We start from the raw sequence: 12123 nt of genomic DNA, 5'->3' as shown, positions 1-12123 counted from the left end.
TTCTGTGTGAATTATTATTTCGAATATAATTCGACTATAAATTGCTCGTTAATGTTTTCAGGAATCTGAACTCTTCCAGGAACAGTTACGAAAGTACCTTCTTTCTTTTCTGAATTCCATGAAATCCATTCGTAAACACTGCTGCTATTTGATAATGATTCCTGAACCACAGCAAGTGATTTAGATTTTTCTCTAACACCAACAACATCACCAGCCTTAAGGTGGTAAGAAGGGATGTTTACTAATTCTCCGTTCACAGTGATATGACGGTGACCTACTAATTGACGGGCAGCTCTTCTAGAAGGTGCCACACCCATACGGTACACAACATTATCTAAACGAGACTCGCAAAGCTGAAGAAGTACCTCACCGGTAATTCCCTGTGCGCGAGTTGCTTTTTCGAACATGTTACGGAATTGACGCTCAAGGATACCATAGGTATACTTGGCTTTTTGCTTCTCCATTAACTGGATAGCATATTCTGATTTTTTTCCACGACGACGGTTATTCCCGTGCTGTCCTGGAGGATAGTTTCTTTTTTCAAAAGATTTGTCATCTCCAAAAATAGCTTCTCCGAACTTACGGGCTATTTTAGTTTTTGGACCAGTATATCTTGCCATTACTATAGTTGTTTTAGAAAGGGATTATGAATTAAGGCATAAGTCCTTCGATAATCTAAATCCTCTCCTATTATTAAAATTTATTAAACTCTACGTCTCTTTGGTGGACGACAACCATTGTGCGGAAGCGGAGTAATATCAATGATTTCTGTAACCTCAATACCACTATTGTGAACTGCTCTTATTGCAGATTCTCTACCATTTCCAGGACCTTTTACATAAACCTTTACTTTACGCATTCCTGCCTCATGTGCTACTTTCGAAGCATCTTCAGCAGCCAACTGCGCAGCGTAAGGAGTATTTTTCTTAGATCCTCTAAAGCCCATCTTACCTGCAGACGACCATGCTACAACATCTCCCTTTTTGTTTGTAAGAGAAATAATGATGTTGTTGAAGGAAGCAGTTACGTGTGCTTCACCGTTGGATTCAACGATTACTTTACGTTTTTTCTGAGTTTTAGCTTTTGGATTTGCTTTCTTTGCCATACTACTTACTATTTAGTTGCTTTTTTCTTGTTAGCAACTGTTTTTCTTCTACCTTTTCTGGTTCTGGAGTTGTTCTTAGTTCTTTGGCCTCTTAAAGGAAGTCCCGCTCTGTGGCGAATTCCTCTGTAGCATCCAATGTCCATAAGACGTTTAATACTCATTTGAACCTCAGTACGTAATTCTCCTTCGATTGTAAATTGACCAACAGCCTCACGGATCTTACCAATCTCGTCATCGTCCCAGTCTGAAACTTTCTTACTCTCGTCTACTTTAGCCTGTGCAAGTATCTCCTGAGCCCTGCTTCTGCCAATTCCGAAGATATAGGTCAATGCTATAACCCCTCGCTTTTGTTTAGGTATATCTACCCCTGCAATTCTTGCCATAATTAGCCTTGTCTTTGTTTAAATCTAGGATTCTTTTTGTTAATTACGTAAAGGCGCCCTTTTCTGCGTACAATCTTGCAGTCGGCACTTCTCTTTTTTATTGATGCTCTAACTTTCATCTTATCTCTTTTTTATTCACCGGCAGAGCATTAACTCTTTCAGTGAAATTTTAGCCGTCATAAATTTTTCAGAGTGCAAAAGTATAAAAAATTTATAAAAGGCTGAAAATTACTTTTTAGTATCTGTAAGTTATTCGAGCCTTAGTTAAATCGTAAGGACTCATTTCCAGTTTTACTTTATCACCGGGAAGTAATTTTATGTAATGCATACGCATTTTCCCGGAGATATGAGCAGTCACTACGTGACCATTCTCCAATTCTACACGAAACATCGCATTAGACAATGCTTCAATGATAGTTCCGTCCTGTTCAATTGGTGGTTGTTTTGCCATAATTAAGCTACTGCTTTTCTGTTTTTACCTGTTTTCATTAATCCGTCATAGTGTCTATTCAGCAAGTAAGAATTTACCTGTTGCATAGTATCTATTGCAACTCCAACCATAATTAACAGCGAGGTACCTCCAAAGAACAATGCCCAGTTCTGCTGTACACCCAGCAATTGAACCACTATCGCAGGGAACACTGCAATAAGCGCCAGGAATATAGATCCCGGAAGCGTAATTTGAGACATAATGCGATCCAGATATTCAGAAGTTTCACCTCCGGGACGAATCCCAGGAATAAACCCTCCGCTTCTCTTAAGATCATCAGCCATTTTATTTGTTGGAACTGTGATCGCAGTATAGAAATATGTAAACACAATAATCAATAATGCGAACACCAAGTTATACCAAAAACCAAATATGTTCTGAAATGCCGCTGTCACCCCCTGTGCCGCGTCTGAGTCTGAAAGACCAGCAACCGCTACAGGAATAAACATAATCGCCTGGGCGAAAATAATAGGCATTACTCCAGATGCATTTAGTTTTAATGGAATATATTGTCTTGATCCGAAAACATTCTTTTCATATCCACCTGAGGCAGATCTTCTGGCATACTGAACCGGAATTTGACGCACTGCCATAACCAGCATCACTGAAGCCATAATAATGGCAAACCAGATAACTAATTCTATCAGTATCATTACAAGACCACCGTTCGATTCAAATACTCTTGAAGCGAATTCCTGAATAAAGGCTTGCGGCAGGGTGGCAATAATACCAACCATAATCAATAATGAAATACCGTTACCAATACCTTTATCTGTGATCTTCTCACCCAGCCACATTGCGAAAATGGTACCCGTTGTAAGGATAATTACCGATGAAACCACGAATGTTAAGTTATCTCCTAACAAAAATGCCTCCCCGGGTAAAGTAGCAAACAGGTTATAGATATAACCGGGCCCCTGTACAAGAGTAATCGCAATAGTAAGCCAACGTGTGATCTGGTTAATCTTCTTACGCCCACTTTCCCCTTCTTTCTGAAGCTTTTGAAGATAAGGAATTGCAATTCCCATCAACTGAACCACAATAGAAGCAGAGATATAAGGCATAATACCCAAAGCAAATACCGAAGCGTTCGAGAACGCACCCCCGGTGAAAGCATTAAGAAGCCCTAATAACCCACCATCTGTTTGGGTAGCAAGATTAGAAAGCTGAGCGGCATCAATTCCAGGGAGCACTACTTGCGCCCCGAAACGATATACCAAAAGCAAACCGAGGGTTACTAAAATTCTATTTTTTAGCTCCTCGATTTTCCAAATATTTTTAATCGTATTGATGAATTTCATTTGATTATCTATTATAAAGTAACAACTTCACCTCCGGCAGCTTCAATAGCTTCTTTCGCTGAGGTCGTAAATTTATGAACAGATATTTTCAACTTAGCCTTCAATTCACCTCTACCTAATATCTTAACAAGCTCGTTTCTTCCGGCAAGACCGTTTTCAACCAGCACATCCATATCAACTGTATCCTTAATTCTACCTTCATCTACCAGATTCTGAAGTGTATCAAGGTTAATTCCCTGATATACTTTACGGTTTCTGTTAGTGAATCCAAACTTAGGTACACGTCTTTGAAGTGGCATCTGCCCACCTTCAAAACCAATCTTTTTAGAATAACCTGAACGTGACTTGGCACCTTTGTGACCTCTGGTAGCGGTTCCACCTTTACCAGATCCTTCACCACGACCAATACGCTTGCTATTTTTTCTAACTGAACCTTCTGCAGGTTTTAAGTTACTTAAATCCATGAGAGATTATTATTTTGTTTCTTCTACAGAAACTAAGTGTTTAACTTTATTTACCATACCAAGGATGTTTGGCGTATCGTCATGCTCAACCGTTTGACCAATCTTCTTCAATCCTAAAGATTCAAGAACTAGTTTTTGGTTCTTCGTGCGGTTAATAGCACTTTTTACTTTTGTGACTTTTATCTTTCCCATCTTATTCCTTGATTTATCCTTTAAAAACCTTTTCCAATGAAACACCTCTCTGTTTTGCAACAGTATCAGCGCTCCTTAATTGAAGCAAGGCATCAAAAGTAGCTTTAACAACGTTGTGAGGGTTTGAAGATCCCTGGTTCTTAGAAAGTACATCATGTACTCCTACAGATTCCAATACCGCACGAATCGCACCACCAGCAATAATACCGGTACCGGCAGCAGCTGGAAGCAACATTACTCTTGCTCCACCGTACTTACCCTTTTGTTCGTGAGGTAAAGTTCCTTTATGCAAAGGAATGCGTACCAGATTTTTCTTAGCGTCTTCTACCGCCTTAGAGATAGCGTCTGCCACTTCCTTGGATTTTCCAAGTCCCTGTCCTACAACACCATTCTCATCTCCAACTACAACAATAGCAGAGAAACCAAATGCTCTACCACCTTTTGTAACCTTAGTAACACGTTGTACTCCTACCAAACGATCTTTCAATTCAAGACCTCCTGGTTTTACATGTTCTACGTTTTTATAATCTTGATACATATTTTCTAGAATTTTAGTCCTCCCTCGCGAGCACCTTCTGCTAATGATTTAACTCTACCGTGATACAAATAACCACCTCTATCGAAAGAAATAGTATCTATTCCGGCTTTCTTCGCTTTTTCCGCAATGGTTTTTCCAACCATTACAGCCTGCTCTTTTCTATCTGCAGATGCAGAAGCGATATCCTTATCTCTTGAAGAAGCTGATGCTAAGGTCTTACCTTCTACGTCGTCGATAATCTGAGCATAAATTTCTCTATTGCTTCTAAAAACAGATAATCTAGGACGGCTTGTTGTTCCAACGATATCCTTACGGATACGTTTTCTAATTTTATTTCTTCTATCTAATTTTGATAATGCCATAACTAAACTTTATTAAGCTGATTTACCTGCTTTTCTTCTCAATTGCTCGCCTACAAACTTGATACCTTTACCTTTATAAGGTTCTGGCGCTCTGAATGAACGAATCTTCGCTGCAACCTGTCCAACAAGTTGCTTATCATGAGAAGTTACCTTTACGATAGGGTTCTTACCTTTTTCTGATATGGTCTCCACTTTTACTTCGGGAGCCAAATCTAGTACAATATTATGAGAATAACCAACAGCTAAATCAAGCTTGTTCCCCTGGTTGCTAGCTCTATAACCAACACCTACAAGTTCAAGTTCTTTAGTGTAACCATTAGTAACACCTTCAATCATATTATTAATCAACGCACGGTAAAGACCGTGTTTTGCTTTCTGATCACTTTTTTCTGAGGAACGCTCGAAAGTAATAATATTATCTTCGATTTTAACATCGATATCCTTTACTTCCTGCTTAAGCTCTCCCAATTTTCCTTTTACCGTTACAATACCATCTTTGTGATCTACTGTCACACCTTCTGGAATTGTTACCGGGCTTTTACCTATTCTTGACATTTCTTTAGTCTTTTAAGTATTAGTATACGTAGCACAATACCTCGCCACCAACTTTGTTTGCTTTTGCCTGTTTTCCAGTCATTACTCCGTGAGAAGTAGAAACAATAGCAATACCAAGACCGTTAAGGATTCTTGGAATCTCTGTTGAACCAGCATATTTACGTAAACCAGGTTTACTTATTCTTTGAATTTTCTTAATTACCGGGTCTTTAGTAAGCTTATCATACTTAAGAGCGATCTTGATAGTTCCCTGCGCGGTAGTATCTTCGAATTTGTAACTAAGAATATATCCCTGATCGAATAATATCTTAGTGATCTCTTTTTTAACATTAGAAGCAGGAATTTCCACAACTCTGTGGTTTGCAGCATTTGCATTCCTGATTCTTGTTAAGTAATCTGCAATAGGATCTGTATTCATCTATCTTTATTTGCGGATGTGGTTTTCATTAGTTCGAACCTTCATCCAGTTTATAATTTTACCAGCTTGCTTTCTTAACTCCTGGGATAAGACCCTGATTAGCCATTTCTCTGAACATTACACGAGAAAGACCAAATTGTCTCATATACCCTTTAGGTCTACCTGTTAATTTACATCTGTTATGCAAACGAACTGGAGAAGAGTTCTTTGGTAATTTCTGCAGGCCTTCGTAATCACCAGCTTCTTTAAGCGCAGCTCTTTTCTCAGCATACTTCTTTACCAATTTCTGTCTTTTTACCTCACGGGCTTTCATTGATTCTTTAGCCATAATTAGTTCTTTTTAAAAGGTAATCCTAGTTCTGTTAACAATGCTTTTGCTTCCTTATCGGTTTCAGCAGTCGTAACGAATGTGATATCCATACCAGCAATTCTGTTCACTGCATCAATATCGATCTCAGGGAAAATGATCTGCTCAGTGATCCCCAGGTTATAATTACCTCTACCATCAAATCCGTTAGATTTGATACCGTTAAAATCACGTACACGCGGTAAAGCGGTAGTAATTAATCTATCTAAGAATTCAAACATTCTATATCCACGTAAAGTAACTTTAGCACCAATTGGCATTCCTTTACGCAGCTTAAACGATGCAACATCCTTCTTCGAAATAGTAGATACGGCTTTTTGACCGCTAATAGCACTAAGTTCATCAACAGCATGATCGATAAGTTTCTTATCTGCTACTGCTCCACCAACTCCACGGCTAATTACTATTTTCGTAAGTTTTGGCACCTCCATAATATTGGAGTAGCTGAATTCTTCCTTAAGAGCATTTTTCACTCTCTCGTTATATTCCTGTCTAAGTCTTGGTACGTATGCCATAACTATATTACTTCATTAGATTTTTTAGAAAATCTCACTTTCTTTCCATCTTCTTCTCTGTAACCAACTCTGGTTGTTTCACCGTTCTTATCGATTAGTGATAGATTAGAAATATGGATAGGAGCTTCTTTCTCCTTAATACCACCTTGCGGATTTGAAGCGCTAGGCTTCTCATGTTTAGAGATCATATTAACCCCTTCCACAATGGCTTTGTTCTTCTCAATAAGTACCTTCTGCACTTTACCTTCCTGACCTTTGTGGTCTCCAGCAATAACGCGAACGGTATCTCCTGATTTTATCTTAAGCTTTGTCATTTTCTTAATGTATTAAAGCACTTCAGGTGCCAATGATACAATTTTCATGAATTGCTTATCACGAAGTTCACGCGCTACAGGTCCAAATACACGGGTTCCGCGCATTTCTCCCTGAGGCCCTAATAATACACATGCATTATCATCAAAACGAATGTAAGATCCGTCTGGTCTGCGAACTTCTTTCCTGGTACGAACAACAACTGCTGTTGAAACTGCACCCTTCTTGATATTTCCGTTAGGGGTAGCTTCTTTTACACTGACAACGATCTTGTCTCCAACAGATGCGTATCTTTTCTTTGTACCTCCTAATACACGGATCGCTAAAACTTCTTTAGCTCCGGTATTATCTGCTACTTTTAGTCTGGACTCTTGTTGTACCATGGTTATTTAGCTCTTTCAATTATTTCTACTAGTCTCCAAGTCTTGGATTTACTTAAAGGTCTTGTTTCCATGATCTTTACAGTATCACCTTCGTTGCAGTCGTTATTTTCGTCGTGTGCTACGTATTTTTTCGTTTTTAAAACGAATTTACCATACATAGGATGTTTTACTTTTTTCACTTCAGAAACCACGATAGATTTCTGCATTTTGTTACTTGTAACAACTCCTACACGCTCTTTTCTTAAATTTCTTTTTTCCATCTTTCAGCAGAATAACAATTATTGTTGTTCTCTTTTAGTTAACTCTGTAGCTAATCTCGCCACGTCTCTTCTTACAGTTCTTAACTGTATTGGATTCTCTAATGGCGAAACAGCGTGAGCCATTTTTAAATCTGAATAAGCTTTTCTAGACTTACCAAGCTCTTCTTGCAATTCTGCAACAGACAATTCTTTTACTTCTGATTGTTTCATAATTCCAATATTATTCTTGATAATCTCTAGCTACAACAAATTTAGTTCTCACAGGAAGTTTCTGAGCTGCAAGACGCAATGCCTCTTTAGCTACATCCATTGGTACACCACCAATTTCAAACATGATTCTTCCTGGCTTCACTACAGCTGCCCAATATTCAACGGCACCTTTACCTTTACCCATACGTACTTCAAGAGGTTTCTTTGTAATAGGCTTATCCGGAAAAATTTTGATCCAGATAGAACCTTCTCTTTTCATATAACGGGTAGCGGCGATACGCGCTGCTTCTATTTGACGTGCAGTAACAAAACTGGAATCCATAGATTTGATTCCAAAAGTACCGTTAGAAAGTCTGTGCCCTCTTTGAGACAAGCCCTTCATACGGCCTTTTTGTTGCTTACGGTATTTTGTTCTTTTAGGTTGTAACATTTTTTCTTTCCTTTAAAAAATTACTTTCTACGACGTGATTTGTTCCCACCTCGTCCGGCACCGGATTTCTTTCCTTGGTTCTTTGCAAGACCAACAAGAGGCGAAAGCTCTCTTTTTCCGTATACCTCACCTTTCATGATCCATACTTTTACACCCAATCTACCATAAGTAGTATGTGCTTCAACTAAAGCATAGTCAATATCAGCCCTAAAAGTAGACAATGGAATTCTACCATCTTTGTATGATTCTGAACGTGCCATTTCAGCACCGTTTAAACGTCCGGAGATCTCAATTTTGATTCCTTCAGCGTTCATTCTCATTGCAGCCGCGATAGCCATCTTAATTGCACGACGGTAAGAGATACGATTCTCAATTTGTCTTGCAACACTTGCTCCCACCAAGTGAGCATCAAGTTCTGGCCTCTTAATCTCAAAGATGTTAATTTGAACTTCCTTGTCGGTAATCTTTTTTAGCTCTTCCTTAAGCTTGTCTACTTCCTGACCACCTTTCCCGATAATGATACCAGGTCTTGCAGTAGTAATAGTAACGGTTACAAGCTTAAGCGTGCGCTCGATGATTACACGCGATACACTCGCTTTCGAAAGACGAGCATGGATATACTTTCTAATCTTATCGTCTTCGGCTAATTTATCGCCGTAGTCATTACCTCCGTACCAGTTGGATTCCCAACCTCTAATGATACCAAGGCGATTCCCGATTGGATTTGTTTTTTGTCCCATACTATCTCTTAGCTTTGTGTATTATTGTTTGCTCCAAGCACCAATGTTACGTGATTGGATCTCTTTCTAATTCGGTGTGCACGACCCTGTGGAGCTGGACGAAGTCTTTTCAACATACTTCCTCCGTCTACACGAATCTCTTTCACAAATAATTCAGCTTCTTCAAGATTAGCATCTTCGTTCTTAGCTTGCCAGTTAGCAATAGCAGAAACTAATAGTTTCTCTAAGCGGTTAGATGCTTCTTTTTTACTGAATTTTAAAATATGAAGCGCATTTTCTACTTTTTCACCTCTTACTAAATCCGCCATAAGACGCATTTTTCTAGGTGAAGTAGGGCAGTTATTTAACTTTGCAAAAGCTACCTGTTTCTTGGCTTCTTTTATTTGCTCTGCTCTTTCTCTTTTACGAACTCCCATAGCTTCTATTTTCTACCTTTATTTTTCGCACCTGCATGTCCTCTGAAAGAACGTGTTGGTGAAAATTCTCCTAGTTTATGACCTACCATGTTTTCAGTTACATATACAGGAACAAATTGCTTCCCATTGTGTACTGCTATAGTTTGTCCTACAAAATCTGGAGTAATCATAGAAGCTCTAGACCAGGTTTTGATCACGGCTTTCTTTCCTGACTCAACATTCTGAGCCACTTTTTGTTCCAGTTTGTAATGAACGAAAGGTCCTTTTTTTAATGAACGTGCCATATCTTATTTTTTCTTTCTAGTCTTTCTACGTTCTACAATATATCTATTACTCGCTTTTGTTCTTGAGCGGGTCTTGAATCCTTTTGCAGGAAGACCTTTTCTAGAACGTGGGTGACCACCAGAAGCTCTACCTTCACCACCACCCATTGGGTGATCTACAGGATTCATCGCTACTGGTCTTGTTCTTGGACGTATACCCAACCATCTGCTTCTACCGGCTTTACCACCGATCATTAGCTGATGATCACTGTTAGAAACAGCTCCTATTGTAGCCATACATAAAGCTAAGACTCTACGAATCTCACCTGAAGGCAATTTAATAGTAGCATACTTTCCTTCTCTTGCCAATAACTGAGCAAAAGCACCAGCACTACGCGCCATCACAGCACCTTGTCCAGGTCTTAGCTCTATACAAGAGATCACAGTACCAAGAGGGATGTTTGCCAATGGCATTGCATTCCCAATTTCAGGAGTTCCAGCTTCACTACTTGAAGTTAGATTTTGACCTACCTGAAGCCCATTTTGAGCAATAATATACCTTTTCTCACCATCCTGATAATTCAATAATGCGATAAAGGCAGTTCTGTTTGGATCGTATTCTATACTAGCAACAGTAGCAGGAATTCCCTGCTTGTCACGTTTAAAATCGATAACTCGGTAACGTTTTTTGTGACCACCACCTTTATAGCGCATGGTCATCTTACCCTGACTGTTTCTACCACCTGATTTTTTTATCGGCGCCAATAGGCTTTTCTCCGGCTTATCAGTAGTAATGGCGTCATACCCATTAACTACTCTAAAACGCTGACCAGGTGTAATTGGTTTTAATTTTCTAACTGACATTCTTTAATCTTAAAGATTACTATATAAATCAATAGTTTCACCTTCCGCCACCTGTACTACTGCTTTTTTGTAAGCTTTAGTTTTACCAGTGATCATACCAGATTTTGTGAATTTGGTATTACGATCCGGGCGGACATTCATAGTTCGAACTTTAGTAACAGACACGCCATAAGCAGATTCGATCGAATCTTTGATCTGAATCTTATTTGCCTTGTTACTTACCACAAAAGTGAAGCGATTGTTCATCTCGCTATCTGCGGTAGCTTTTTCTGTAATAACAGGTTTAATCAAGATGCTCATAACGGTTTATTAACTTAATTTCGACTCAATTCCTTCTAAAGAACCTTCTAAAAATACGATACTCTTTGCATTAAGTATTTTGTAAGTGCTTAATTCTGAGCTACTTATAACTTCAGAGGTCTTTAAATTGCGCGACGACAAATATACATTTTTATTTGACTCACCCAACACTATTAGAGATTTTTTACTTTCAATACCCAGAGCCTTAAGAACTTCCGTGAAGTTTTTGGTCTTAGGTGTATCGAATGAAAAATCTTCAATTACCATAATAGCCTTATCATTTGCTTTAATGGAAAGCGCAGATTTTCTAGCAAGACGCTTAAGGTTTTTATTCAATTTAAAACCATAATTTCTTGGTCTTGGTCCAAAAACACGTCCACCACCTTTAAAGATAGGAGACTTAATACTACCTGCTCTTGCAGTACCAGTACCTTTTTGTTTCTTGATCTTACGAGTAGAACCCGCGATCTCTGCTCTTTCTTTAGCTTTATGAGTTCCCTGACGCTGGTTAGCCAAGTATTGTTTAACATCTAGATAAACAGCATGGTCATTAGGCTCTATAGCGAAAACAGCATCAGAAAGCTTTGCTTTTCTGCCTGTTTCTTTTCCTTTTATATCTAAAACTGCTATTTCCATTACTTACTAATGATTACGTATGAGTTTTTAGATCCTGGCACACATCCTTTTACCACTAAAAGGTTCTTGTCTGCAACTACCTTTAAAACTCTCAGGTTTTCAATTTTAACTCTTTCGCCACCCATTCTACCGGCCATCTTCATTCCTTTGAAAACTCTCGCAGGATAAGACGCTGCTCCAATAGAACCTGGTGCTCTTAATCTGTTGTGCTGACCGTGTGTGGCCTGTCCAACTCCTCCAAATCCGTGTCTCTTAACAACACCCTGGAAACCTTTACCTTTAGATGTACCTGCGATATCCACAAATTCACCTTCTTTGAAATGTTCCACGGTAACAGAGTCACCTAATTTGTAATCTTCATTATAACCCTGGAATTCAACGACTTTACGTTTTGCAACGGTTCCTGCTTTTTTGGCGTGCCCTTCAGCAGCCTTACCAACAGTCTTTTTGTCATCGAAACCAAGTTGAAGTGCTTCATACCCGTCAACCTCTTTGGTTCTGACTTGGGTAACCACGCATGGTCCAGCTTGAATCACGGTACATGGGATATTTTTCCCATTCTCGTCGAAAATGCTGGTCATGCCGATCTTTTTTCCTATTAACCCAGACATATTTAATT

At 39.0% G+C, this 12123-nt stretch carries 26 protein-coding genes; all 26 read right to left on the bottom strand.

Annotation, left to right across the window (positions count from 1 at the left end):
- Nucleotides 1-14: 14 nt before the first annotated feature.
- Nucleotides 15-620 (bottom strand): 30S ribosomal protein S4, encoded by a 606-nt coding sequence (rpsD, locus tag BLT95_RS12660; RefSeq protein WP_089666518.1) that lies wholly within the window; start codon nt 618-620, stop codon nt 15-17.
- A gap of 83 nt (nt 621-703) precedes the next feature.
- Nucleotides 704-1105 (bottom strand): 30S ribosomal protein S11, encoded by a 402-nt coding sequence (gene rpsK / locus BLT95_RS12655; RefSeq protein ID WP_089666517.1) that lies wholly within the window; start codon nt 1103-1105, stop codon nt 704-706.
- Between the two features lie 8 nt (nt 1106-1113).
- The gene (gene rpsM / locus BLT95_RS12650; RefSeq protein ID WP_089666516.1) at nt 1114-1488 is read right to left on the bottom strand and encodes a 30S ribosomal protein S13; all 375 of its coding nucleotides are present in this window, start codon (nt 1486-1488) and stop codon (nt 1114-1116) included.
- A 2-nt stretch (nt 1489-1490) separates the two neighbouring features.
- The gene (gene ykgO, locus BLT95_RS12645) at nt 1491-1607 is read right to left on the bottom strand and encodes a type B 50S ribosomal protein L36 (RefSeq protein WP_010519235.1); all 117 of its coding nucleotides are present in this window, start codon (nt 1605-1607) and stop codon (nt 1491-1493) included.
- Nucleotides 1608-1723: 116 nt separating this feature from the next.
- The gene (gene infA / locus BLT95_RS12640) at nt 1724-1939 is read right to left on the bottom strand and encodes a translation initiation factor IF-1 (protein WP_072553873.1); all 216 of its coding nucleotides are present in this window, start codon (nt 1937-1939) and stop codon (nt 1724-1726) included.
- Between the two features lie 2 nt (nt 1940-1941).
- Nucleotides 1942-3279: a preprotein translocase subunit SecY gene (gene secY / locus BLT95_RS12635; protein ID WP_089666515.1), complete on the bottom strand. Its 1338-nt coding sequence runs from the start codon at nt 3277-3279 to the stop codon at nt 1942-1944.
- Nucleotides 3280-3290: 11 nt separating this feature from the next.
- Nucleotides 3291-3743 carry a 50S ribosomal protein L15 gene (rplO, locus tag BLT95_RS12630; RefSeq protein ID WP_089666514.1) on the bottom strand — a complete coding sequence of 151 codons (453 nt, stop codon included), beginning with the start codon at nt 3741-3743 and terminating at the stop codon, nt 3291-3293.
- A 9-nt stretch (nt 3744-3752) separates the two neighbouring features.
- Complete coding sequence (gene rpmD, locus BLT95_RS12625) at nt 3753-3935, bottom strand: 50S ribosomal protein L30 (protein WP_026933557.1); 183 nt, start codon at nt 3933-3935, stop codon at nt 3753-3755.
- 13 nt (nt 3936-3948) lie between these two features.
- Nucleotides 3949-4473 (bottom strand): 30S ribosomal protein S5, encoded by a 525-nt coding sequence (gene rpsE / locus BLT95_RS12620; RefSeq protein ID WP_089666512.1) that lies wholly within the window; start codon nt 4471-4473, stop codon nt 3949-3951.
- A gap of 5 nt (nt 4474-4478) precedes the next feature.
- A complete protein-coding gene (gene rplR / locus BLT95_RS12615; RefSeq protein WP_089666511.1) occupies nt 4479-4835 on the bottom strand; it encodes a 50S ribosomal protein L18 in 357 nt (118 codons plus the stop codon).
- Nucleotides 4836-4847: 12 nt separating this feature from the next.
- Nucleotides 4848-5390: a 50S ribosomal protein L6 gene (gene rplF / locus BLT95_RS12610; protein ID WP_089666510.1), complete on the bottom strand. Its 543-nt coding sequence runs from the start codon at nt 5388-5390 to the stop codon at nt 4848-4850.
- 19 nt (nt 5391-5409) lie between these two features.
- Nucleotides 5410-5808: a 30S ribosomal protein S8 gene (rpsH, locus tag BLT95_RS12605; RefSeq protein WP_089666509.1), complete on the bottom strand. Its 399-nt coding sequence runs from the start codon at nt 5806-5808 to the stop codon at nt 5410-5412.
- Nucleotides 5809-5866: 58 nt separating this feature from the next.
- The gene (gene rpsN, locus BLT95_RS12600; protein ID WP_011710683.1) at nt 5867-6136 is read right to left on the bottom strand and encodes a 30S ribosomal protein S14; all 270 of its coding nucleotides are present in this window, start codon (nt 6134-6136) and stop codon (nt 5867-5869) included.
- Nucleotides 6137-6138: 2 nt separating this feature from the next.
- Nucleotides 6139-6690 carry a 50S ribosomal protein L5 gene (gene rplE / locus BLT95_RS12595; RefSeq protein ID WP_089666508.1) on the bottom strand — a complete coding sequence of 184 codons (552 nt, stop codon included), beginning with the start codon at nt 6688-6690 and terminating at the stop codon, nt 6139-6141.
- Nucleotides 6691-6692: 2 nt separating this feature from the next.
- Nucleotides 6693-7004, bottom strand: a complete 312-nt coding sequence (rplX, locus tag BLT95_RS12590; RefSeq protein ID WP_026933551.1) for a 50S ribosomal protein L24 — start codon at nt 7002-7004, stop codon at nt 6693-6695.
- A 12-nt stretch (nt 7005-7016) separates the two neighbouring features.
- A complete protein-coding gene (gene rplN, locus BLT95_RS12585) occupies nt 7017-7385 on the bottom strand; it encodes a 50S ribosomal protein L14 (protein WP_026933550.1) in 369 nt (122 codons plus the stop codon).
- Nucleotides 7386-7387: 2 nt separating this feature from the next.
- Entirely contained in the window at nt 7388-7645 is a 258-nt protein-coding gene (rpsQ, locus tag BLT95_RS12580) for a 30S ribosomal protein S17 (RefSeq protein ID WP_011710687.1), read from the bottom strand.
- A gap of 18 nt (nt 7646-7663) precedes the next feature.
- The gene (rpmC, locus tag BLT95_RS12575) at nt 7664-7855 is read right to left on the bottom strand and encodes a 50S ribosomal protein L29 (protein WP_011710688.1); all 192 of its coding nucleotides are present in this window, start codon (nt 7853-7855) and stop codon (nt 7664-7666) included.
- Nucleotides 7856-7865: 10 nt separating this feature from the next.
- On the bottom strand, nt 7866-8285 hold the full coding sequence (gene rplP, locus BLT95_RS12570; protein WP_011710689.1) for a 50S ribosomal protein L16: 420 nt from the start codon (nt 8283-8285) through the stop codon (nt 7866-7868).
- Between the two features lie 20 nt (nt 8286-8305).
- Nucleotides 8306-9025: a 30S ribosomal protein S3 gene (gene rpsC / locus BLT95_RS12565; protein WP_011710690.1), complete on the bottom strand. Its 720-nt coding sequence runs from the start codon at nt 9023-9025 to the stop codon at nt 8306-8308.
- An 8-nt stretch (nt 9026-9033) separates the two neighbouring features.
- Nucleotides 9034-9441 carry a 50S ribosomal protein L22 gene (rplV, locus tag BLT95_RS12560; protein WP_089666507.1) on the bottom strand — a complete coding sequence of 136 codons (408 nt, stop codon included), beginning with the start codon at nt 9439-9441 and terminating at the stop codon, nt 9034-9036.
- Between the two features lie 5 nt (nt 9442-9446).
- Nucleotides 9447-9725: a 30S ribosomal protein S19 gene (gene rpsS, locus BLT95_RS12555; RefSeq protein ID WP_011710692.1), complete on the bottom strand. Its 279-nt coding sequence runs from the start codon at nt 9723-9725 to the stop codon at nt 9447-9449.
- Nucleotides 9726-9728: 3 nt separating this feature from the next.
- On the bottom strand, nt 9729-10568 hold the full coding sequence (gene rplB / locus BLT95_RS12550; RefSeq protein WP_089666506.1) for a 50S ribosomal protein L2: 840 nt from the start codon (nt 10566-10568) through the stop codon (nt 9729-9731).
- A 9-nt stretch (nt 10569-10577) separates the two neighbouring features.
- The gene (rplW, locus tag BLT95_RS12545; RefSeq protein WP_011710694.1) at nt 10578-10868 is read right to left on the bottom strand and encodes a 50S ribosomal protein L23; all 291 of its coding nucleotides are present in this window, start codon (nt 10866-10868) and stop codon (nt 10578-10580) included.
- Between the two features lie 9 nt (nt 10869-10877).
- On the bottom strand, nt 10878-11504 hold the full coding sequence (rplD, locus tag BLT95_RS12540) for a 50S ribosomal protein L4 (protein ID WP_089666505.1): 627 nt from the start codon (nt 11502-11504) through the stop codon (nt 10878-10880).
- Nucleotides 11504-12115, bottom strand: coding sequence for a 50S ribosomal protein L3 (rplC, locus tag BLT95_RS12535; protein WP_089666504.1), 612 nt, complete (start codon nt 12113-12115; stop codon nt 11504-11506). Before rplC ends, rplD begins: the two co-directional genes overlap by 1 nt.
- Nucleotides 12116-12123: the final 8 nt, after the last annotated feature.

The organism is Gramella sp. MAR_2010_147, assembly GCF_900105135.1.
Classification (GTDB): Bacteria; Bacteroidota; Bacteroidia; order Flavobacteriales; family Flavobacteriaceae; genus Christiangramia.
This window is presented reverse-complemented; position numbering and strand designations above follow the sequence as displayed.